Annotated in this window: 16 protein-coding genes and 1 pseudogene; 6 read left to right on the top strand and 11 right to left on the bottom strand. The window is 67.1% G+C overall.

Annotated elements, in window-relative coordinates:
• Positions 1-54 precede the first annotated feature (54 nt).
• The 6 genes and pseudogenes from typA to rimP all read right to left on the bottom strand — a co-directional run.
• Complete coding sequence (gene typA, locus ACG01O_RS08790) at positions 55-1,878, bottom strand: translational GTPase TypA (protein WP_394383604.1); 1,824 nt, start codon at positions 1,876-1,878, stop codon at positions 55-57.
• 25 nt (positions 1,879-1,903) lie between these two features.
• On the bottom strand, positions 1,904-2,887 hold the full coding sequence (truB, locus tag ACG01O_RS08785) for a tRNA pseudouridine(55) synthase TruB (protein ID WP_394383602.1): 984 nt from the start codon (positions 2,885-2,887) through the stop codon (positions 1,904-1,906).
• Positions 2,880-3,263, bottom strand: coding sequence for a 30S ribosome-binding factor RbfA (gene rbfA / locus ACG01O_RS08780; RefSeq protein ID WP_394383600.1), 384 nt, complete (start codon positions 3,261-3,263; stop codon positions 2,880-2,882). Before rbfA ends, truB begins: the two co-directional genes overlap by 8 nt.
• Positions 3,264-3,361: 98 nt before the next feature.
• Positions 3,362-6,370 (bottom strand): translation initiation factor IF-2, encoded by a 3,009-nt coding sequence (gene infB, locus ACG01O_RS08775; RefSeq protein WP_394383598.1) that lies wholly within the window; start codon positions 6,368-6,370, stop codon positions 3,362-3,364.
• A 50-nt stretch (positions 6,371-6,420) separates the two neighbouring features.
• Positions 6,421-7,899, bottom strand: a complete 1,479-nt coding sequence (nusA, locus tag ACG01O_RS08770) for a transcription termination factor NusA (RefSeq protein ID WP_394383596.1) — start codon at positions 7,897-7,899, stop codon at positions 6,421-6,423.
• Between the two features lie 92 nt (positions 7,900-7,991).
• Positions 7,992-8,531 (bottom strand): annotated as a pseudogene (gene rimP / locus ACG01O_RS08765) (ribosome maturation factor RimP); the annotation flags it as partial.
• Between the two features lie 262 nt (positions 8,532-8,793).
• On the opposite strand from rimP, the gene fabI reads away from it, so the two are divergent.
• A complete protein-coding gene (gene fabI, locus ACG01O_RS08760; RefSeq protein WP_394383594.1) occupies positions 8,794-9,576 on the top strand; it encodes an enoyl-ACP reductase FabI in 783 nt (260 codons plus the stop codon).
• Between the two features lie 79 nt (positions 9,577-9,655).
• Here fabI and ACG01O_RS08755 read toward each other — a convergent pair whose 3' ends face one another.
• Positions 9,656-11,923 carry an Orn/Lys/Arg family decarboxylase gene (locus tag ACG01O_RS08755; protein ID WP_394383592.1) on the bottom strand — a complete coding sequence of 756 codons (2,268 nt, stop codon included), beginning with the start codon at positions 11,921-11,923 and terminating at the stop codon, positions 9,656-9,658.
• A 130-nt stretch (positions 11,924-12,053) separates the two neighbouring features.
• Here ACG01O_RS08755 and nth point away from each other — a divergent pair, with 130 nt between their 5' ends.
• From nth to ACG01O_RS08730, 5 genes are all read left to right on the top strand, one after another.
• Positions 12,054-12,698: an endonuclease III gene (gene nth, locus ACG01O_RS08750; RefSeq protein ID WP_394383590.1), complete on the top strand. Its 645-nt coding sequence runs from the start codon at positions 12,054-12,056 to the stop codon at positions 12,696-12,698.
• Between the two features lie 14 nt (positions 12,699-12,712).
• Positions 12,713-12,928 (top strand): DUF904 domain-containing protein, encoded by a 216-nt coding sequence (locus ACG01O_RS08745; protein WP_394383589.1) that lies wholly within the window; start codon positions 12,713-12,715, stop codon positions 12,926-12,928.
• Positions 12,925-13,224 (top strand): cell division protein ZapA, encoded by a 300-nt coding sequence (locus tag ACG01O_RS08740; RefSeq protein WP_394383587.1) that lies wholly within the window; start codon positions 12,925-12,927, stop codon positions 13,222-13,224. The genes ACG01O_RS08745 and ACG01O_RS08740 overlap by 4 nt, the downstream gene beginning before the upstream one ends.
• 283 nt (positions 13,225-13,507) lie before the next feature.
• Positions 13,508-13,978 (top strand): EVE domain-containing protein, encoded by a 471-nt coding sequence (locus tag ACG01O_RS08735; RefSeq protein WP_394383585.1) that lies wholly within the window; start codon positions 13,508-13,510, stop codon positions 13,976-13,978.
• A 53-nt stretch (positions 13,979-14,031) separates the two neighbouring features.
• Complete coding sequence (locus ACG01O_RS08730; protein WP_394383583.1) at positions 14,032-14,976, top strand: peptidylprolyl isomerase; 945 nt, start codon at positions 14,032-14,034, stop codon at positions 14,974-14,976.
• A 57-nt stretch (positions 14,977-15,033) separates the two neighbouring features.
• Here ACG01O_RS08730 and feoB read toward each other — a convergent pair whose 3' ends face one another.
• From feoB to ACG01O_RS08710, 4 genes are all read right to left on the bottom strand, one after another.
• Entirely contained in the window at positions 15,034-16,908 is a 1,875-nt protein-coding gene (feoB, locus tag ACG01O_RS08725) for a ferrous iron transporter B (protein WP_394383581.1), read from the bottom strand.
• Entirely contained in the window at positions 16,901-17,161 is a 261-nt protein-coding gene (locus tag ACG01O_RS08720; protein WP_394383580.1) for a FeoA family protein, read from the bottom strand. The genes feoB and ACG01O_RS08720 overlap by 8 nt, the downstream gene beginning before the upstream one ends.
• A 97-nt stretch (positions 17,162-17,258) precedes the next feature.
• A complete protein-coding gene (locus tag ACG01O_RS08715; RefSeq protein ID WP_394383578.1) occupies positions 17,259-21,011 on the bottom strand; it encodes a response regulator in 3,753 nt (1,250 codons plus the stop codon).
• Positions 21,008-22,210, bottom strand: a complete 1,203-nt coding sequence (locus ACG01O_RS08710; protein ID WP_394383576.1) for a transporter substrate-binding protein — start codon at positions 22,208-22,210, stop codon at positions 21,008-21,010. Before ACG01O_RS08710 ends, ACG01O_RS08715 begins: the two co-directional genes overlap by 4 nt.
• Between the last annotated feature and the right edge of the window lies 1 nt (position 22,211).

Genomic DNA, 22,211 nt, shown 5'->3' with positions numbered 1-22,211 from the left:
GGAGGAGGCCGGGGAGGTCAACTTTCCCGCGGAACGCGAGCCTGCTGGCCGCGCTTAAGCGCGCGCTGCACGCTTGCGCTCGTTCTCGCTCAAGTAGCGCTTGCGCAGGCGCACGCTCTTGGGCGTGATCTCGACGAGCTCGTCGTCGTCGATGAAGTCCACACCGTATTCCAGCGTCAGGTCGATGGGCGGCGTGATCTTGATCGCGTCTTCCTTGCCGGAGACGCGGAAGTTGGTCAGCTGCTTGGTGCGCGTGGCGTTCACGACCAGGTCGTTGTCGCGGTTGTGGATGCCGACGATCATGCCTTCGTAGACCGGGTCGTTGGGCTTCACGAACATACGGCCGCGGTCGTCCAGCTTGCCCAGGGCGTAGGTGAAGATTTCGCCGTCGTCCATGGAGATCAACACGCCGTTCTTGCGGCCGCCGATCTCACCCTTGTGGGCTTCGTAGCCGTCAAAGATGGACGAAATCAGGCCCGAACCGCGGGTCAGGTTCATGAACTCGTTGGCAAAACCAATCAGGCCACGCGCAGGGATGCGGTACTCCAGGCGCACACGACCGTTGCCGTCCGGCTCCATGTTGATCATCTCGCCCTTGCGCAGGCCCAGCGCCTGCATGACGCCGCCCTGGTGGGTCTCTTCGACGTCGGCGGTCACCATTTCCATGGGCTCGCTCTTCACACCGTCGATGTCCTTGAACATCACGCGCGGCTTGGAGACGGCCAGCTCGTAGCCTTCACGGCGCATGTTCTCCAGCAAGATGGTCAGGTGCAGTTCGCCCCGGCCGCAGACTTCGAAGATGCCGTCTTCGTCGGTTTCGGACACGCGCAGCGCCACGTTGTGTTGCAGTTCCTTCTGCAGGCGGTCCCAGATCTGGCGGCTGGTGACGAACTTGCCTTCACGACCGGCCAGCGGGCTGGTGTTGACGCAGAAGTTCATCGTCAGCGTCGGCTCGTCCACCTTCAGCATGGGCAGCGGGGCCGGGTTGGCCGGGTCGGTCACGGTCACGCCGATGCCGATCTCCTCGATGCCGTTGATCAGCACGATGTTGCCCGGGCCGGCTTCCGTCACTTGCACGCGGTCCAGACCGTGGAAAGTCAGCACCTGGTTGATGCGGCCATTGACGGCCTTGCCGCCGGGGCCCTCCATCACGGTGACCTGCATGCCCGGCTTGATGGTGCCCTGGCTGATGCGGCCCACGCCGATGCGGCCGACGAAGGTCGAGAAGTCCAGCGCCGAGATCTGCAGTTGCAGCGGCGCGCTGGCGTCACCGGACTGCGGCGGCACGTGCTTCAGGATGGTCTCGAACAGGGCGGACATGTCCGGGCCCCACTTCTCGCCGGGTGCGCCTTCGGTCAGCGAAGTCCAGCCGTTGATGCCCGAGGCGTAGACGACCGGGAAGTCAAGCTGTTCGTCCGTCGCGCCCAGGTTGGCGAACAGGTCGAAGGCAGCGTTGATGACGGCATCGCACTTGGCGCCCGGCTTGTCCACCTTGTTGACCACAACGATGGGCTTCAAGCCCAGAGCCAGCGCCTTCTTCGTGACGAAGCGGGTCTGCGGCATCGGGCCTTCCTGGGCGTCGATCAGCAGCACCACGCCGTCCACCATGGACAGCGCGCGCTCGACTTCACCGCCGAAGTCCGCGTGTCCGGGGGTGTCCACGATGTTGATGTGCGTGCCGCCCCAGCTGACCGCGCAGTTCTTGGCCAGGATGGTGATGCCGCGCTCGCGTTCGATGGCGTTGCTGTCCATCACGGTGTCGACGACCTTCTCGTGGTCGGCGAAGGTGCCGCTTTGGCGCAGAAGCTGGTCCACCATGGTGGTCTTGCCATGGTCAACGTGGGCAATGATGGCGATGTTGCGGATCGGGGTGGTCATGGTGGTGCTTCTCAGTAAAACCGGTTCAATGCTTCTCGAGCAGCGCCTGGACCTCCGGCGGGGTCAACAGACGATCGGCGATCAGCTCGCCGGCAGTGATGTGGGCGCTGCCGAGAAAGGCATGCGCTTCAGGGCCGTACACGCGCACGCGCTCGGCATCCGGCGCCTCGACACGGCGACGCAAGCCCGAGAGGAATCGCACGGCGTCTGGCATGGTCAAGCGCAATTCGGGAGCGTCTGCCAGCAGGCAGTCGGGTGAGGTGAGCAGGCCGGCTCGCTGGTCGTCCGGCAACGCTTCGATCTGGGCCAGCGTCACGCTGCCCTGCAGCGTCAAGCTGCCTGAGCCAGTGCGCCGCAGCGCCGCCAGCGAGGCGCCCACGCCCAACGCCGCGCCGATGTCCTCGGCCAGCGTCCGGATGTAGGTGCCCTTGGTGCAGCGAACGTCGAGTGTCACGGTGCCAGGGTGCATGGCCACGATGTCGATGGCGTGAATCGTGACCCGGCGGCTTTTGCGTTCGATTTCGATGCCCTGGCGCGCGTATTCGTACAGCGCCTTGCCTTCGTGTTTGAGGGCCGAGTACATCGGCGGCATCTGATCGATCTCACCCACGTACCCGGCGCACGCGGCGGCGATTTGCGCCTGCGTGATGCCGTCGACATCGCGTCGCTCCAGCACCTCACCTTCGGCGTCACCGGTGGTGGTGCGAACGCCCAAGGCCAGGGTGGCCAGGTAACGCTTGTCGGCATCCAGGCTCAGCTGGCTGAACTTGGTAGCGGCCCCAAAGCACAGCGGCAGCAGGCCGGTGGCCAGCGGGTCGAGCGTCCCCGTGTGACCCGCTTTTTCCGCACGCAGCAACCACTTGGCCTTCTGCAGCGCGTCGTTGCTCGACAGGCCCAACGGCTTGTCGAGCAACAACACGCCATGCAGCGGCCGGCGCTGCACGCGCACGCGTGCCGGGCGCTCCGCGGGCGCTGCGGCCAGCTCAGCGTTCACGCCCGACTCACTCATTCGGCTCCTCGCCCTCGTCGGCCGCACGCGTCGCGTTGGCCTTGCTGATGAGCGCGCTCATCTCGGCCGCACGTTCGGTCGTGCGGTCGAACTGGAAGTGCAGCGTCGGCACGGTGTGAATCTGCAGGCGCTTGAACAGGCCGTTGCGCAGGTAGCCCGCGGCCTCGTTCAGTGCCTCTTGGGTCTGAGCCGGGTCGCCGACCAGCACCGAGAAGAACACCTTGGCGTGGGCGTAGTCCGGCGTGACCTCGACCGCGCTGATGGTGGCCATGCCGATGCGCGGGTCCTTCAACTCGCGGATGAGCTCCGCCAGATCGCGCTGGATCTGGTCGGCAACGCGGAAGGAGCGGTTGGGTATGGCGCGTTTGTGTCGCATGGCGGTTTCCTGTTCAGACGGTTCGCGTTTCAGGCGCAGACCGTCGATAAAGAACAAACCCCGCCCCGAGGGGCGGGGTTAACCCTCGGGGTTGGCGTTCAGAGCGTGCGGGCCACTTCCTTGATCTCGAAGAACTCGAGTTGATCACCCTCGGCGATGTCGCTGTAGTTCTTGAGCTTGATACCGCACTCGAAGCCTTCCTTGACTTCGCGCACGTCGTCCTTCTCGCGGCGCACCGACTCGACCTCACCCGTGTAGATGACGGTGTTGTCGCGCAGCAGACGGAAGCGCGCGCCACGGCGCACCAAGCCGCTGGTGACCATCGAACCCGCCACCGTACCGATCTTGGAGGCCACGAACACCACGCGGATCTCGGCGGTACCGAGGGCTTCCTCGCGCTGCTCGGGGGCCAGCATGCCGGACATGGCCTTGGTCACGTCGTCCACAGCGTCGTAAATGATGCTGTAGTAGCGCAGGTCCACGGCATTGCCCTCGGCCAACTTGCGCGCACCGGCATCGGCACGCACGTTGAAGCCGATGATGACGGCCTTGGACGCGATGGCGAGGTTGATGTCGCTTTCGCTGATGCCGCCGACCGCCGCGTGAACGATCTGCACCTTGACCTCGGCGTTGCTGAGCTTGAGCAGCGAAGCGGCCAGCGCTTCCTGCGAGCCCTGCACGTCGGCCTTGATGATGAGCGGCAGCGTCTGCACGTCGCCCTGGCCCATCTCGTTGAACATGTTTTCGAGCTTGGCCGCCTGCTGCTTGGCCAGCTTGACGTCGCGGTACTTGCCTTGACGGAAGGTCGCCACCTCACGGGCACGGCGTTCATCGCCCAGCACCATGAATTCGTCACCAGCCTGCGGCACTTCGGTCAAACCTTGGATTTCCACGGGGATCGAAGGACCTGCCTCGGTCGCGGCCTTGCCGTCTTCGTCCAGCATGGCGCGCACGCGGCCATAGGTCGAGCCGGCCAACACCACATCGCCGCGCTTGAGCGTGCCGCTCTGCACCAGCACCGTGGCCACCGGACCGCGGCCCTTGTCCAGCTTGGCTTCGATCACCAGGCCCTTGGCCATGGATTCGACCGGGGCCTTGAGCTCCAGCACTTCAGCCTGCAGCAGCACCTGCTCCAGCAGTTCGTCGATGCCTTGACCGGTCTTGGACGACACGCCCACGAACGGGGAATCGCCACCGAAGTCTTCCGGCACCACTTCCTCACCCACGAGTTCGCTCTTCACGCGCTCGATGTTGGCGTCGGGCTTGTCCACCTTGGTCATGGCGACCACGATGGGCACGCCGGCCGCCTTGGCGTGGTGGATGGCTTCCTTGGTCTGGGGCATCACACCATCGTCCGCCGCGCAAACCAGGATGACGATGTCCGTCGCCTTGGCACCGCGAGCCCGCATGGCCGTGAAAGCCGCGTGACCCGGGGTGTCCAGGAAGGTGATCATGCCGCGCGGCGTTTCCACGTGGTACGCGCCGATGTGCTGCGTGATGCCGCCAGCTTCGCCTGCGGCCACGCGGCTACGGCGGATGTAGTCCAGCAGCGAGGTCTTGCCGTGGTCGACGTGACCCATGACCGTGACCACCGGTGCACGCGGCAGGGCTTCGTGCTGCTCCGAGCCGCTGCCCTCTTCTTCGAGGAAAGCATCCGGATCGTCCAGCTTGGCGGCGAACGCCTTGTGGCCCATTTCTTCGACCACGATCATGGCCGTTTCTTGGTCCAGCTGCTGGTTGATGGTGACCATCTGGCCGAGCTTCATCAACTGCTTGATGACCTCGGCAGCCTTGACCGACATCTTGTGCGCCAGATCGGCCACCGAGATGGTTTCCGGAACGTGCACCTCTTGCGCTTGCTGTTCCACCGGCGGCTGGAACGTCGACTGCCCGTTGGCGCCACGGTCACCACGACGGCCCGCCGCGCCACGCGCCGGCGCACGCCAGTTGCCACCACCGGGGCGGCCGGCACCCGCAGGGCCGGCGCCAATGGTCTTCAGACCCCGCTTTTTCGCGGCGTCATCCGCCCAGCTGGACGACAGCTTCTCGGACTTGACCGACTTCTTGTCACCCGGCTTGCCAGCACCCGCGCTCGGCGCAGCAGACGCCGGCGTCGGGGCGCCCGCCTTCTTGTGGATGGTGCCCTTGATGCCCGCAGCTTCCGCCGGCTTGGGCTCCTCGGGCTTCTTCGCGACGAGCACCTTCTTGGGTGCGTTCATCATCGCGCGGATCTTGGCGGCCTCTTCTTCAGCCGCCTTGCGCCGACGCGCCAGGTCGTCTTGCTTCTGCTTTTCTTCGGCGGCCGCATCCACGGCCTTCACCACACGCAGCGCGGGCTTGGGCGGTTCGGCTGCAGGGGCTGCCGCGGCCGGAACGGCTGCTTCAGCAACAGGCGCCGCAGGCGCGGGGGCTGCGGCAACCGGTGCCTCAACGGCCGGGACGGACTTGGCGGCGCGCTTGGCCGCGGCCGCCTTGTTGATGGCGGCAGCTTCCGCCGCCGCAGCAGCCGCGCTGCGAGCGCGCGCTTCGGCCGGGTCCTCAGCCTTTTCAGCAGCCTTCGCGGCGGCAGCCGCAGCGGCGGCCTCAGCCGCAGCCTTGGCAGCGGCTTCCGCAGCAGCGGCTTCAGCCGCAGCCTTGGCCGCAGCAGCGGCCTCGCGGGCAGCCCGCTCGGCGTCCTCGCGGGCCTTCACCTTGGCGGCCAACTCTTCTTCCTGGGCACGCAGCGCGGCGGCTTGAGCCTGGGCCTCTTCTTCGCGGCGCAGCAGTTCGGCGTCGTCCGGACCGGAAGCCCCCTCGTCACTGGCGTCATCGCGCTTGATGAACGTGCGGGTCTTCTTGACCTGGACTTGGATGGTGCGAGCCTTGCCCGAGGCATCGGCTTGCTTGATCTCCGTGGTCGACTTCTTGACCAGGGTGATCTTCTTGCGTTCGGTGCCTGCGGTGCCATGGGCGGTACGCAGGTGGTCGAGCAGGCGTTCCTTGTCGGACTCGCTGAGCGAGTCGTCAACGGAAGACTTCTTGACGCCCGCGGCTTGCAGCTGCTCCAGCAGCGTGCCCGCCGGCTTGCTCAGCTCGGCGGCAAATTGGGCGACGGTAGTCACGGCCATGTGGGGATCCTTCAGATTGCTTTCGGTGCGGCGCGGCGTGGGGTGGGTGATCAGGCGTTGAACCAGTGTTCGCGGGCCTTCATGATCAATGCACGCGCGGCCGCTTCGTCCAGGCCGGCCAATTCGACCAATTCGTCCACGGCCAGGTCGGCCAGGTCGTCGCGGGTGTGAATGCTGCCTTCGGCCAACTTGGCCAGCAGCTCAGGCGTCACGCCTTCCAGGTCGCGCAGATCCTGGGACACCTCTTCAACCTTCTCTTCCTTGGCGATTTCCATCGTCAGCAGCGCATCCTTGGCACGGGTGCGCAGCTCGGTGACGGTGTCTTCGTCGAAGGCTTCGATTTCGAGCATTTCCTGCATCGGCACGTAGGCGACTTCCTCCAGGCTGGTGAAGCCTTCGGCAATGAGGATGTCGGCGACTTCCGCGTCCACGTCGAGCTTCTCGACGAACAACTTGCGGACCGATTCAGTTTCCAGCTCGTGCTTGGCGGCCGATTCTTCGGCCGACATGATGTTGATGCGCCAGCCCGTCAGCTCAGACGCCAAGCGCACGTTCTGACCGCCACGGCCGATGGCGATGGCGAGGTTTTCCTCGTCCACCACCACGTCCATGGCGTGGCGCTCTTCATCCACCACGATGGACTGCACGTTGGCCGGAGCCAGCGCGCCGATGACGAACTGAGCCGGGTCTTCGCTCCACAGCACGATGTCCACGCGCTCACCCGCGAGTTCGGTCGTCACACCATTGACGCGCGAACCGCGCACGCCGACGCAGGTGCCGATCGGGTCGACGCGGCGGTCGTGGCTCACGACGGCGATCTTGGCGCGCGAGCCGCTGTCACGGGCGCAGCTCTTGATCTCCAACAGGCCTTGCTCGATCTCCGGCACTTCCTGCGCGAAGAGTTCCTTCATGAACTCGGGCGCCGAGCGGGACAGCATGATCTGAGGGCCGCGCTGGGTGGGATCCACGCCGAGGATGACCGCGCGCACGCGGTCACCGGTGCGCAGGTTCTCTTTCGAGATCATCTCGCTGCGCTTCAGGCGGCCTTCCACGCGGCCGCTCTCGACAATGATGTCGCCCTTGTCCAGACGCTTGACGGTGCCGACGAAGATCTTTTCGCCGCGCGACATGAAGTCGTTCAGCAGCTGCTCGCGCTCCGCGTCGCGGATCTTTTGCAGGATGACTTGCTTGGCGGCCTGCGCACCAATACGACCGATCGGCACGGACTCGACCGGCTCTTCAATGTGGTCGTCCACCTCGATGTCGGCGATTTGTTCCTGCGCCTCGAACAGCAGGATTTCGGCGTCCGGATTCTGGAGGCCGGCTTCGTTGGGCACCACGTGCCAACGGCGGAACGTCTCGTACTCGCCCGAATCGCGATCCACAGCGACGCGAATGTCGGCTTCACCGCCGTAAATCTTCTTGGTGGCCGAGGCCAGTGCGGCTTCAACCGCACCGAACACGACATCGCGCTCCACGCTCTTTTCGCGCGAGATCGCGTCCACCAGCATCAACATTTCGCGGTTCATTGCTTGAGACCTCCGTCAACCTTATTCGGGCCGGGCGCCGCCTCGCTGGGCTCGCCCGCTTGTTTCTTTGCTGCTGCGTCCTTGGGCAACTTCTTCGGCTTGATCACGCCCCGCTGACCGGGCTTGCGATCCGGCGCCGGCTCGCCACCTCGGCCCTTGAAGCTGAAGGCAGGCACCAGGCAAGCGTCGCGCACTTCATCCAGCGTGAAGTCGAGCGCCTGCTCAGCGGCACCGTCATCGAACACCAAGCGCCACGCCTGATCGCTTTCTGCACCCGGCTGCGCGCTCAGCACGCCGCGGTATTTCTTGCGCCCCTGGAACGGCAGCTTCAGCGTGATGTCGACTTCCTGGCCGGAAAAGCGCGCGTAGTGCGCGGCATTTTTGAGCGGGCGATCCAGCCCCGGCGAGGAGACCTCCAGCCGGGCGTACTCGAACGCCTCCACCTCCAGCACATACTGAAGCTGGCGCGTGACCTTCTCGCAGTCGTCCACCGTGATCAGCTCGCCCGCATCGGCTTGCGCCGGCAGCTTGTCAATCGTCACGCGCAGCAATCCGCCGGCACTGCGTTCGCAGTCCACGAGTTCGTAACCCAAGCCGGTCACGGTCGTCTCTACAGCGGTTTGCCAACTCATGCGTCTGATGGTTTCCTGATGCGGGAAGCAGCGAAATCGAAAAAGCAAAAAAAATGGGCAGGATGAATCCGCCCACTCGTTCACCTGAATCCTGCACCGGGGGATATCGTCCGGAGCTCGCAAACAGCAACGCCAGGCTCGCCAACGCTGCGGTTCATTTCAGGTGAAGCTCGGATTGTACGGTGCAAGTCCTGTGCCGGCAAGGCATCACCTCGGCTGCGTGCCAGAATCGCAGGCTGTTCCAGACCTCGAGGAGACATGAATGGGCTTTCTTGCCGGCAAGCGGCTGCTGATCACGGGCGTGCTGTCCAACCGCTCCATCGCCTACGGCATTGCCCGCGCCTGCCATCGCGAAGGCGCCGAGCTGGCGTTCAGCTACCAAGGTGAGCGCTTCAAGGACCGGATCACCGAGTTCGCAGCGGAATTCGGCTCGAACCTGGTGTACGACTGCGACGTCACCAGCGATGAGCAAATGGAGGCCCTGTTCCAGCAATTGGGCGAGGTTTGGCCTGAATTCGATGGTTTTGTGCATTCCATCGGTTTCGCACCTCGGGACGCAATTGCCGGAAATTTCCTCGACGGCATGACGCGCGAAAACTTCCGCATCGCCCATGACATCTCGGCTTACAGCTTCCCGGCCATGGCCAAGCTGGCCGCCCCGCGTCTGCGCGCCGGCGCCTCGTTGTTGACGCTCAGCTACCTGGGCGCCGAGCGATTCGTGCCCAACTACAACACCATGGGCCTTGCCAAAGCCGCGCTGGAAGCCAGCGTGCGCTACCTCGCCTACGACCTGGGCGCCAAGGGCGTTCGCGTGAACGGCATCTCGGCTGGCCCGATCAAAACCCTGGCCGCGTCGGGCATCAAGGATTTCGGCAAGCTGCTCAACCAATTCGCCGCAGCGGCGCCGATCCGCCGCAACGTCACCATCGACGACGTCGGCAACGCCGCAGCCTTTTTGCTGTCCGACCTCGCCGGCGGCGTGAGCGCGGAAATCATGTACGTCGACGGCGGCTTCAGCCACGTTGCGCTGGCGGGCGGCGAATAAACCTCACCGCACCAAACAAAAAGGGCCCCTCGGGGCCCTTTTCTTTTGCACCGCTCAAATGGGGCGGCAGCCGGGTCAATCACTGCTTCACGCAGTCGACGTAGTAGTGGCCACGCCCCGTCTCCTCGTCCACCTCGTGCACGAGGCCATGCACATCGGTCGCAAAGCCCGGGAACTTGGCGTTGAAGCTGCGCGTGAACTTGAGGTAGTCCACGATCTTCTTGTTGAAGCGCTCGCCAGGGATCAAGAGGGGGATGCCCGGCGGGTACGGCGTCAGCAGCGAGGTCGTGATCCGGCCTTCCAGTTCGTCGATGCCCACGCGCTCGGTCTTGCGCTGGGCGATGTGGGCATAGGCATCGGTCGGCGTCATGGCCGGCTGCAGGTTGGACAGGTACATGTCCGTCGTCAGTCGCGCAATGTCGCCCTCGGCGTAGGCTTGGTGGATGCTCTGGCAGAGGTCGCGCAAGCCCATGCGCTCGTACTTCGGGTTGGCTGCGCAGAACTCCGGCAGGATGCGCCACAGGGGCGCGTTCTTGTCGTAGTCGTCCTTGAACTGTTGCAGCGCCGTCAGCAGCGTGTTCCAGCGGCCCTTGGTGATGCCGATGGTGAACATGATGAAGAACGAGTACAGGCCCGTCTTCTCGACCACCACGCCGTGCTCCACCAGGAACTTGGTCACCACCGACGCCGGGATGCCGCTGGACGCGAAGCGGCCTTCCATGTCCAGGCCCGGGGTGATGATGGTGGACTTGATCGGGTCCAGCATGTTGAAGCCTTCGGCCAGGCCACCGAAGCCGTGCCAGTCTTCGTTGGCATGCAGCATCCAGTCGGCCGACACCGGCTCGCTGCCTTCTTCGGTGCGCAGGAAGTCAGGGCCCCAGACCTTGAACCACCAGTCGTCGCCGTAGTCGCCTTCCACCTTGCGCATCGCGCGGCGGAAGTCGAGCGACTCCTTGATGCTCTCTTCCACAAGCGCCGTGCCACCCGGAGGCTCCATCATGGCGGCCGCCACGTCGCAGCTGGCAATGATCGAGTACTGCGGCGAGGTCGACGTGTGCATCAGGTACGCCTCGTTGAAGAGGTGCTTGTCCAGCTTCACCGTTTGCGAGTCCTGCACCAGCACCTGCGAGGCCTGCGAGATGCCGGCCAGCAGCTTGTGCGTGGATTGGGTCGCGTACACCACGGCCTCCTTCGGGCGCGGGCGGTTCTTGCCCATCGCGTGGAATTGGCCGTAGAAGTCGTGGAACGCCGCGTGGGGCAACCAAGCCTCGTCGAAGTGCAGCGTCGGGATGTAGCCGTCGAGGTTCTTCTTGATGGTCTCGGTGTTGTAGAGCACGCCGTCGTAGGTGCTCTGCGTCAAGGTCAGGATCGCCGGCTTGACCTTGTCCGGGTCCACACCCGCCAGCAGCGGGTTGGCCGCGATCTTGGCGCGAATCGCCTCCGGGCTGAACTCGCTCTCCGGGATGGGGCCGATGATTCCGTAGTGGTTGCGAGTGGGCGGCAGGAACACCGGAATCGCACCGCACATGATGATCGCGTGCAGGTTGCTCTTGTGGCAGTTGCGGTCGATCACCACCACATCGCCGGGCGCCACCGTGTGGTGCCACACCATCTTGTTGGACGTGGAGGTGCCGTTGGTGACGAAGAAGCAGTGGTCCGCATTGAAGATGCGTGCCGCGTTCTTTTCCGATGCCGCCACCGGGCCGGTGTGGTCCAACAGCTGGCCGAGTTCTTCCACCGCGTTGCAGACGTCGGCGCGCAGCATGTTCTCGCCGAAGAACTGGTGGAACATCTGTCCCACCGGGCTCTTCAGAAACGCCACACCACCCGAGTGCCCCGGGCAGTGCCACGAGTAAGAACCGTCGGCAGCGTAGTCCATCAACGCCTTGAAGAACGGGGGCGCCAAGCCGTCCAGGTAGCTCTTGGCCTCGCGGATGATGTGGCGAGCCACGAACTCGGGCGTGTCCTCGAACATGTGGATGAAGCCGTGCAATTCGCGCAGCACATCGTTGGGCAAGTGCTGGCTGGTGCGCGTTTCACCGTACACGTAGATGGGGATGTCCGGGTTGCGGAAGCGGATCTCGCCGATGAACTTGCGCAGGTTCAGCACGGCCGGGTCCAGATCGGGGCCGGGGGTGAACTCTTCGTCGTCGATGGACAGGATGAAGGCCGAGGCGCGGCTTTGCTGCTGCGCGAACTGCGACAGGTCCCCGTAGCTCGTCACGCCGAGCACTTCCATGCCTTCTTTTTGAATGGCCTCGGCCAGTGCGCGAATGCCCAGACCCGAGGTGTTCTCGGAGCGGTAGTCCTCGTCAATGATGACGACGGGAAAGTGAAAACGGATCATTGCGGCCTCCAGCGGGCGGGCACCAAAAAACGAAGCCGCGAAGTGTAGGGCCGCGACATGACGAAACCTGCAGCCAGCACACCACGGCACCGCCAGCGCACCGCGGGTGAAGCGGCCGGACAATGCTGGCATGAATGCCGCCCAGATTGAACGATTCTTCGCCACGCTGCGCGCAGCCAACCCCCACCCGCAAACCGAACTGCAATACGCCAGCGTGTTCGAGTTGCTGGCCGCCGTCCTGCTGTCCGCCCAAGCCACAGACGTGGGCGTGAACAAGGCCACCCGCCGGCTGTTCGCCGTGGCCAACACCCCCGCGCAAATTCTGGCCCTGGGGTTGGATGGGCTGGAGCAGCACATCAAGACGATCGGGCTGTACCGCAGCAAGGCACGCCACCTGCTGCAAACCTGCCAAATTTTGCTGGAACAGCACGGCGGCGAGGTGCCGCGCTCGCGCGAGGCGCTGGAGGCCCTGCCCGGCGTGGGCCGCAAGACGGCCAACGTCGTGCTGAACGTGGCCTTTGCCGAGCCCACCATGGCGGTGGACACGCACATCTTCCGCGTCAGCAACCGCACCGGCCTGGCGCCGGGGAAAACGCCGCTTGCGGTGGAGATGGGCTTGCTCAAGCGCGTGCCGGCGGAATACCGGGTCGATGCGCACCACTGGCTCATCCTGCACGGCCGCTACGTCTGCCAAGCGCGCAAGCCGCTCTGCAGTGTTTGTGCCGTCACCGCCGAGTGCGACACCGGACGCCTCCTAAAATCCACGACCGCCTGACCTTCTGCCCACCCATGGCCAGCCTGACCGATTTGACCGACCGCGTGGAGCGCCTGCTGGTGCGCCACGACGAAATCCTGCGCACCAACCTGTTGCTGCAGGTGCAACTGACCGCCATCACGCAGGAGCGTGACAGCCTGCGCTCCCGCTTGAGCGCTGCGCGCGCCCGCGTGGATGCCCTGCTGGAACGCCTGCCGGCCGACACGCCGAAAGAGGAGTCGCAGCCATGAAGCAGATGGAAGTGACCATCATGGGCCAGAGCTACCTGCTGGGCTGCCCGGAAGGTGGCGAAGCCGCGCTGGCGGCGGCGGTGGCCCAAGTGGACCGCGAAATGAGCGCCATCCGCGATGCCGGCAAGGTCAAGGCCCGCGAGCGCATCGCCGTGCTGGCCGCGCTGAACCTCGCCTACCAATTGGCCGACGCCCCACGGGACGCCGTTCCCACGGCCCGCGTGTCCACGCCGGAATTGGATGCGCTGGTCAAGCGCCTGGACGACGCGCTGGAGCACGACGGTCAGCTGCTCTGACCCGGCTTCGGCGCACACGGCACACAAAGTCCGCACCGCCCGCGCCCCTCGTGCGGCGACTTAGAATCCACCCCGTCCATCGCAGTCCCCGGGGCTTTAATTTCCTTCATCCGATGCTCTTTGAGCAAGGGCTTGGAAAATTCCGGACGGGCGTGAGCGTCTCGCGTCAGATGAACCCGAAGTCCGGCTGACCTCGCCCACCTGTATACCCCAGGGTGTTCAGGATCTCGGCCCCCAGGATTCGCGGTGGACACCCCTCTCCTTCCCTTGCTTCACACGGCCGATGAACTACTGGCTGATGAAGTCCGAGCCTGACGAGGCCTCCATCCTCGATCTGCAGCGGGCCGGCACCCTGCCCTGGACGGGCGTGCGCAACTACCAAGCCCGCAACTTCATGCGCGACGCGATGCGGATTGGCGACGGCGTGTTGTTCTACCACTCGTCGTGCCCGCAGCCCGGCATCGCCGGCCTGGCCGAAGTGGCCAGCGCCGCCTACCCCGACGCCACACAGTTCGACCCGGCCAACCCCTACCACGACCCGAAGTCCGACCCCGCATCGCCCCGCTGGTTGCATGTGGACGTGCGGTGGCGCGAAACCACGCGCCTGCTGAGCCTGAAAGAACTGCGAGGCGCGCCCGAGTTGGCCACCTTGCGGGTGCTGGAAAAAGGCAGCCGCCTGTCCATCACGCCCGTCACCTCCGACGAATGGCGCGCCGTGCTGGCGCGCCTGCACGCGGCATCGGCTGCGGGTTGACCTGCAGACGGCAACATGCCGACGCCCGCAGCGCAGCCGCTAAGCTGCGCGCCATGCCACACCTTCGCTCTGTTTTGGCCGCGCTGCTGAGCGCCGGCCTCCTCACCACGGCGGCGGCTGCGCCGCGCAAAGCACCCGCAGCTGCGGCGCCACGCCCGTCGGCCCAGGACATCCTCGCCGCGTCTCCCGCCAGTGACTGGCGCGCGCTCGACCCCGAGCAGACCCTGCTCATGGACCTGGCGGGCGGCCAGGTCATCATCGAGTTGGCCCCGCGCTTTGCACCCGCGCACGCGGCCAACATCCGAGCCCTGGCCCGCGGCGGGTACTGGGACGGTTTGTTCGTCGTGCGCGTGCAGGACAACTTCGTGACGCAGTGGGGCGACCCCGACGCGGACGACCCCGCCAAGGCGCGCCCACTGCCGGCCGGTGCGAGCGCCCGGCTGCCCGCGGAGTTCTCGGTGCCCATCGACCAAATCGGCCGCGCGGCCGGCTTCACCCGGCTTCCGGATGTCGATGGTTGGGCCCCGCGCACTGGCTTTGCCGAAGGCTTCGCCGTCGCGGCCGACCCGAAGAGCGGCCGGGCCTGGCTGGCCCATTGCTACGGCACCGTGGGCGCCGGGCGCAGTGACGCGGTCGACTCCAGCAATGGCGCCGAGCTTTACGTCGTGATCGGCCAGGCCCCACGCGGCCTGGACCTGAACATCACGGTCGTCGGGCGGGTCATCAAGGGGATGGAGTTACTGTCCGCCCTGCCTCGCGGCACGGCCGCCATGGGCTTTTATGACAAACCGGAGCAGCGCACGGGCATTGAACGCATTCGCCTGATGGCCGAGGTGCCGGCGGCGGAACGGCCGGCCTTGCAGGTGCTGCGCACCGAGTCGGCCACCTGGACCCGGTTGCTGGATGCCCGGCGTTACCGCGGCGGCTGGTTCGTGCACAGCGCGGGCCACATCGACGTGTGCAGCGCCAGCGTTCCCACGCGCCCAGTGCCCCGTTGAGCCGACCCCATTGCGGCGCACCATGGCCGGGCGCACCCGGCCGGCGCTGCTGCAGCGTCAGCCGGCTCCCAGCGCCAGCGCCACGCGGTACGTGATGAACGCCGCCGCGTAGGCCAGCCCGAAGAGGTAGCCGGTCATGATCAGCGGCAGCTTGTAGCCGCCGGTTTCACGCTTCACCGCCGCGAGTGTGGCGATGCACTGCGGTGCAAACACATACCAAGCCAGCAGCGACAACGCGGTCGCCAGGCTCCATTGCTGGGCGATCAGCGGCGCCAGCGCTTGCGCCGCCTCGTCACCGGTGGCCGACAACGCGTACACCGTGCCCAGCGCTCCGATGGCCACCTCACGGGCGGCCAGCCCGGGCACCAAGGCCAGGCTGATCTGCCAGTTGAACCCGATGGGCTCGAACACATGAGCCAGGCCCGCGCCCAGCCAGCCCGCCACGCTGTACTGGATGGGGGCGCCGGTGGCACCCGCCGGTGGTGCCGGGAAGCTGGCCAGCAACCAAAGCGCCACCGTCAGCAACAAGATGATGCCGCCCACGCGTTTCACGAACACCACCGCACGCTGCCACAGCCCGATGGCGATGGAACGCGGATGGGGCCAGTGGTAGCTGGGCAGCTCCATCATCAGCGGGCGCACGAGCCGGCCCGTTTGCGTGAAGCGTTTGAGCACCCAGGCCACGGCCAGTGCCCCCAGGATGCCGGCCACGTACAAGCCGAACAACACCAGCCCCTGCAGCTCAAAACCCGCCACCTCGCGCTGCGGCACGAACGCACCGATCAGCAACGCATACACCGGCAACCGGGCCGAGCAGGTCATCAGCGGCGCGATCAGGATGGTGACGAGGCGATCCCGTGGGTTGGAGATGGAGCGCGTGGCCATGATGCCGGGAATGGCACAGGCAAAGCTGGACAGCAACGGAATGAAGCTGCGCCCGGACAGGCCCACGCTGCCCATCAGCCGGTCCAGCAACAAGGCGGCGCGCGGCAGGTAGCCTGACTCCTCCAGCACCAGGATGAAGAAGAACAGGATCAGGATCTGCGGCAGGAAGGCCAGCACGCTGCCGCAGCCGGCGATGACGCCATCCACGATCAAACTGCGGAACCAGCCCTCAGGCAAGGCCCCGCCCGCCTGCTGCCCCAACCAGGCCACGCCGGCTTCGATCAGATCCTTCGGCGGCTCAGCCCACGAGAACACCGCCTGGAACAATAGGAACAACAGCACCGCCAGGATGGCCGTGCCCCCCACGGGGTGTAGCAGCACCTGGTCCACGCGGTCGCTGGGCAGGGTGGGCAGGTCCTGGTCAAGCTTCAGGGCCTCCAACATGGTCTTGACCGTGCGGTGGTCATCCGCTGGCGCTTCCGTCGGCGCGGCCACCGGGCCGCCGTGCCACACCTCCGGCTGGTCCAGCAGCGCTCGCAGGGCGTCCAGCCCTTCCTTGTGAATGGCCACGGTGCGAATCACCGGCACCCCGAGCTGGGCGGACAACGCCTCGGCGTCCACGTGCAAGCCACGCCGCGCGGCCAGATCGGCCATGTTCAGCGCCACCACCACCGGCAAGCCCATGCGGCGTACCGCCAACAGCAGGCGCAGGTTGCGGCGCAGGTTGGTGGCGTCCAGCACGCAAATCACCAGGTCAGGCCGCTTTTCGCCCTTGGCCCGGCCGGCCAGCACGTCGCAGGTGACCCGCTCGTCCGGCGAGCGAGGGTGCAGGCTGTAGGTGCCAGGCAGGTCCAGCAGGCGCAGGGTCTTGCCGGCGGCCGTCAGCAGGCGGCCTTCCTTGCGTTCCACCGTCACGCCGGCGTAGTTCGCCACCTTCTGGTGGCTGCCGGTCAAGCCATTGAACAGCGCGGTCTTGCCGCAGTTGGGGTTGCCGACGAGCGCGACGAGCTTGCCGCCGCGGTGCACATGAACGACAGACTCAGCCATGGCGCGGCGACACGGCGATGCATTCAGCCTCGGCGTGGCGCAGTGCGAACGTGGACTGCCCGACCCGCACCACCAGGTTGCCGGTGCGCTGAGCACCCCGACGCAACACCCGAACCGCTTCGCCCGGCAGGAAGCCGAGATCCGCCAGCCAACCCGCCCACTCGGGCGAATGCTGGGGGGCGCGGACCTGTTCGACGGTCAGCGCCTGCCCGGCAGGGGCAGCCGCAAGGCTGGACGGCAACGACTCGAGCATGGCGGGGCGACGTCAGTCGGTTTGTTGAGAATGATTCTCATTGTAAGCGCCATTGCCTCGGGCCCAAAGGGTTCGGGGCAGAAACCGGCGGGCGCGCTCAACCAACGGCGGGCGGCTTCGAGGATGGCACGCTCGGCCGGTCGGCCAGCAGCTGCTCGCACAGCGCCAAGGCGCCCGCAAAGTCCAGCCGCGCCACGGCTTGCGCCATCGCCTGCGCCGAGGCGCCCGGCGCCGCTCCCTGCGCACGCAGCCAGGCTTCACACATCGCCACCGAACGCATGTTGCGGTCGGCCAGCAGCTGGCGCAGCACGGTCAGATCCGGCGCTCCGGCGGGCGCTTCTGTCGTGGGTGAGGCGGGTGGGCGGACCTCCGCGGCGGCCCCCACCGGCTGCAGGACCGCCAGGCTGCGGGCCATCAGCCCCTGCAGCACGGGCAAATCCACCGCGTGGGTCTGACCGGTGCGCAGCGCCTGTTCCTGCCGACCGGCCTCCTCCGCCAGGGCCGAGGCCCCCACCGCGCCAGCCAGCCCCCGCAGGGTGTGCAGGCCGCGTTGCGCGTCGTCGAGCCGCTGCTGCACCCAGGCGGCACTCAGCGCGTTCAACTCCGCCGGGCCATCCTGCCGGAACGAGGCGACCAGCCGCTCGTACAAGGCCTGGCGCCCGCCCAGGCGGCGCAGCGCCACTTCGGGCTCCAGCAGCGGGCGCGGCTGAGGCGCGCGGGCCGGTGCCGGCGCGGCCGGCCGCTGGTGCCGCCGCAGGCTGGCCACCAGTTGCTCCACATCGATGGGCTTGGCCACGTGGTCGCGCATGCCGGCGGCCAGGCAGGCTTGGCGGTCGGAATCCATCGCATTGGCGGTCATGGCGATCACGACCGCCTCGGGCCGCCCGGTCAGGATGCGCTGCGTGGCCTCGAAGCCGTCGATGTCGGGCATTTGCAAATCCATCAACACCGCATCGAACGCGGGCACGGCATTCAACGCCAAGTGCGCGCCTTCCACCCCGCCGCTGGCCAGCGTCACCTCCGCGCCTTCCGCGGCCAGCAGCTCCTGCGCCACCTGGCGGTTGAAGGCGTTGTCTTCCACCACCAACAGCCGCATGCCCGCCAAGCGGGCTTGCACCGGCGCAGGCGCCTGGCGCGGCGAGGGCTCGCCCCGGGTGGCTTCGGCCACCGCATCATGCAGCATGGATGCAGTCACGGGCTTCACGAGGTAGCCCCCCAGCACCGCCATGTCCTGCTCGCTGCGGTCGGCCAGCAGTTCACGGCCGTGAGCCGTGACCATGATGATGACCGGCGCGTCGGTCTCGTGGCTTTCGCGAATGCGGCGCGACGTCTCCCACCCGTCCAGGCCCGGCATGCGCCAGTCCATCAGGATGAGCTGGTAACCGGCCTTGGGCTGTTGCGCGCTTTCGTGCACCAGATCCAGCGCATGCTCGCCACTGGCGGCCACGTCGCACTCCCAGCCCAAACTCTGGCCGATGCCCAACAGCACATCGCGCGCCATGGGGTTGTCGTCCACGATCAGCACCTTCAAGCCGCGCTGCGTGGCATCGGCCTCGGCATCGGCAGGCGCCGCCACGTCCAGGGTCAGTTCGAAGTCGAAGCAACTGCCCTTGCCCAGGGTGCTGTGAACGCCCAACGTGCCGCCCATCAGCTCCACCAACCGGCGGCTGATGGCCAAGCCCAGGCCCGTGCCGCCGTAGCGGCGCGAGGTGCTCTGCTCGGCTTGGCTGAACCCGTCAAAGATGTGCCGGAGCTTCTCCGGCGCAATGCCGATGCCGGTATCCCTCACTTCAAAGCGCAGACGCGCGCGCCCGTCTTGCTCCGACAGCAAAGTCAGCACCAGCACCACCTCGCCGTGCTCGGTGAACTTCAGCGCGTTCCCCGCCAAGTTCAGCAGCACCTGGCGCAGCCGCACCGCATCGCCCACCAGGGCCTGCGGCAAGCGAGGGTCCAGGCGGAACAGCACCTCGATGTCCTTGCTGCCCACGTTGGCCGACAGGATGACCGCCAGCTCGCGCATGAACTCGCTGAGCTCGAACCGGTGCGGGTCCAGCTCCATCTTGCCGGCCTCGACCTTGGAGAAGTCCAGCACGTCGTTGATGACCGCCAGCAAGGCCTGGGCCGCGGTGCGGGCGTTGCTGGCGTAGTCCAGCTGGCGGGGCGACAGGTCGGTGCGCAGCAGCAGGTTCAGCATGCCCAGCGCGCCGTTCATGGGCGTGCGGATTTCGTGGCTCATGTTCGCCAGGAAGTCGCTCTTGGCCTGGCTGGCGGCCTCGGCGGCCAGGCGCGCCCGCTGCAACTCCACCTCCGCGCGGTGCCGCTCGGTCACGTCGATCAGCATCTGCACCACGCTGACGAGGTGGCCGTCCGGGTCACGAATGGCGCTGGCGCTGCCGTCGACGAACAGCTCGCCGCCGCCGGGCAGCGCAAAGCCTCGCTCGAAGCGCAGGTGGTCCGCCCGCGACGACGCCAGCCGGCCGATTTCGCCGCCCAGTACGCGGCCGCTGCGGAAGTCGGGCAAGTCGGCCAGCTTGGCGCCGCGCAACTCGCCCACGTCGCGGCAGAGCATGGCGGTGAGCGCCTGGTTGACCTCCTGGATCAAGCCTTGCGCGTCGCACACCGCGATGCCCACCTGCGCCCGCTCGAACACGCCACGGAAACGCCGCTCGCTCTCGTGCAAGGCGCGCGTGCGCTCCTCCACATGCGACTCGAGCAGGTGGCGCTCCACCACCAGCTGCTCAGTCATCGCGTTGAAATTGTTCGCCAGCTCGCGGAATTCGCTGAAGCCGCGCACCGGCGCGCGCTCCTCCAGCTGCCCCCCGGCGATGCGCGCGACCGCGGCGTTGAGCGTCTCCACAGGCTCCACCAGCCGGCGGCGCAGCAGGATGGCCAGCGTCGTGGCCGCCAGCAGGGCCACCAGCAAGGCCAGCAGCAGCCGGTCGCGCAGCGCCCGCGCCGGGGCGAAAGCGGCGTCCGCATCCAGGTTCACACCGATGCCCCAGTCCAGCGCCGGCAGGTGGCGCCACGCGGACACCACCTCGGTGTTCGAGTAATCGCGCGCCAGCCCGCTGCCGTTCTCGCCCCGCAGGCCGCGCACCGCGGGCGGCGCATCCTCGAGCGACAACGGCACATGCCGGCTCAAACCCTCGCGGAACGGGCGTCGCAGGTCGCTGAGGAAGTGCGCCTCGTTGCCCACGCGGCGCACCAGCACGGTCTCGCCGGCCAGCGCCAGGCCGGAGCGTTCGGAAGCCGCTTGCAGCAAGCGCGCCATGTCCAGCTGCAGCACCACCGTGCCCAGCACCCGGTCGCCCGCCACCACGGGGTGCACCATGAACAGTGCTGGCCCCGTCTGGCCGGGCAGCGACTCCAGCGGCGTGATCTGAGGATCCAGTTGCTGCAACGCGCGCCGGTGCGCGGCCATCAGACCGGTCGCGCCCAGTCGCCCCACATCCAGCCGATCGGCCCGCACGGCCGCCGGCACGTGCAGGTCGTACTTCACGGCGCCGTCGGGCGTGACGAGCATCAGGCTCACATATTTGCCCGAATCGAACAGGCGCTCGAAAAACGCTGCACCGCCCGCCCCGCCGCCCGTGAGGCGCGACACGGTGTCACCCGCATGCGCCACGAGCCGGCAGTCCACCTGCATCTCGGCCAGGTAGTCGTTGATCTCGTTGACCTTCTTGCGCGTGATGACGAGCAGGTTGTCCACCACGGTGGCTTGCAGTTGCTGCTGAAAGCTCGACAGCTGCCACCAGCCCACGGTCCCCAGCGGCACGAGGGCCAGCAACAACAAGCCCAGCAGCAAGGCCGGCCCCACGCGCCACACGGTTGTCCAGCGGGCCCAGGTCATGGCGCCCCCCGCTGCGGGCTGGCCAGCAGCGCGCGCCAGGCGTCCACCGACCGGAAGGACGGCCAGGGCTCCGGGCGGATGTAGCGCGGCCAATGGGCCACCTCGTCCAAGCCGCCGTCGGGCGCCACCTGGGCGATGCGCAGCGCCCGCCACAGGTGCCGGCTGCGCGCATCCAAGGCCGCCACGCCTTGCGGGCCCGGCACGGATTGCAGCAGCACATGCGCCGCAACCGCGTCCGTGCGCACGCTGCCGCCGTCTCGCACGGCGGCCGCCCACAGCTGAACGGCGAGCGCCGCGGACGCGGCCTCGTCATCGCTGCCGGTGCCCGGCGGCTCGCCCGCAGGGGCCGACAGGTAACTCCAGGCGGTGAATTGCTCGCGCATGCGGCCGCCGTCCTGACCGCGCAGGTCCGCCTCGCGGGCCCGCAGCGCCAGCAGCGGCACGCCGCCCAGTTGCATCGCCAGGCTTTGATCCACCCACTGCCGATGCGCGGTCCCGCGCAGCAGGCTCACCACCACATCCGGACGCGCGCGCTGCGCGGCGAGGATGGCGGGTTCAAAGTCCCGCTGGCCGGGCGCCACGACCACCGCACCGGTCCATTGCCCGCCGCGCAGCCGCACAAATTCCTGCAACACCTGACGCAGCCGCTCGCCTTCGACATCGCCGACCGCGGACACGAACACGCGGGGCCCAAACCGCTCCATCGCCCAGCTCAAGGCGGGCAGCACCTGCTGGTTGGGCAGCGCACCGGTGTAGACGATGTGGGGCGAGATGGACAGCCCTTCATGCGCCAGGGGGTAGAAGAGCAGGTGCCCCAAGCCCTCCACCACCGGCCGCACGGCATCCCGGCACTCGGCTGACCCGCAACCGAACAGCGCCACGGCGCCCTGCTCGCGAATGAGCCGCTGCGCCGCCGACGCGGCCCGCCGGGCATCGCCCTGGGTGTCTTCTTCCAGCAGCTGCACCGGCCGCCCCAGCAGGCCACCGCTGGCGTTGAGCTCGGCCACCACACGCCGGGTGGCCGCTGCCAGGGGCGCGTCCTGGGGCAAGGCCTGCCCGGAACGCGCCAGCAACAGCCCGATGACGATGGGCGCCCGCGTCGCACCGGGACGCAGCACCTGGACCGCGAGTGAGGCCAGCAACACCAACACCAGGAGCAAGCTGCCCCAGCGTGTCCAGCGTGCCAGCCCGGGCTTCATC

It is taken from the genome of Pelomonas baiyunensis, assembly GCF_043555935.1.
Classification (GTDB): Bacteria; Pseudomonadota; Gammaproteobacteria; order Burkholderiales; family Burkholderiaceae_C; genus Pelomonas; species Pelomonas baiyunensis.
The sequence above is the reverse complement of the archived record's forward strand: the minus strand, read 5'-3'. Positions and strand labels throughout refer to the sequence as shown.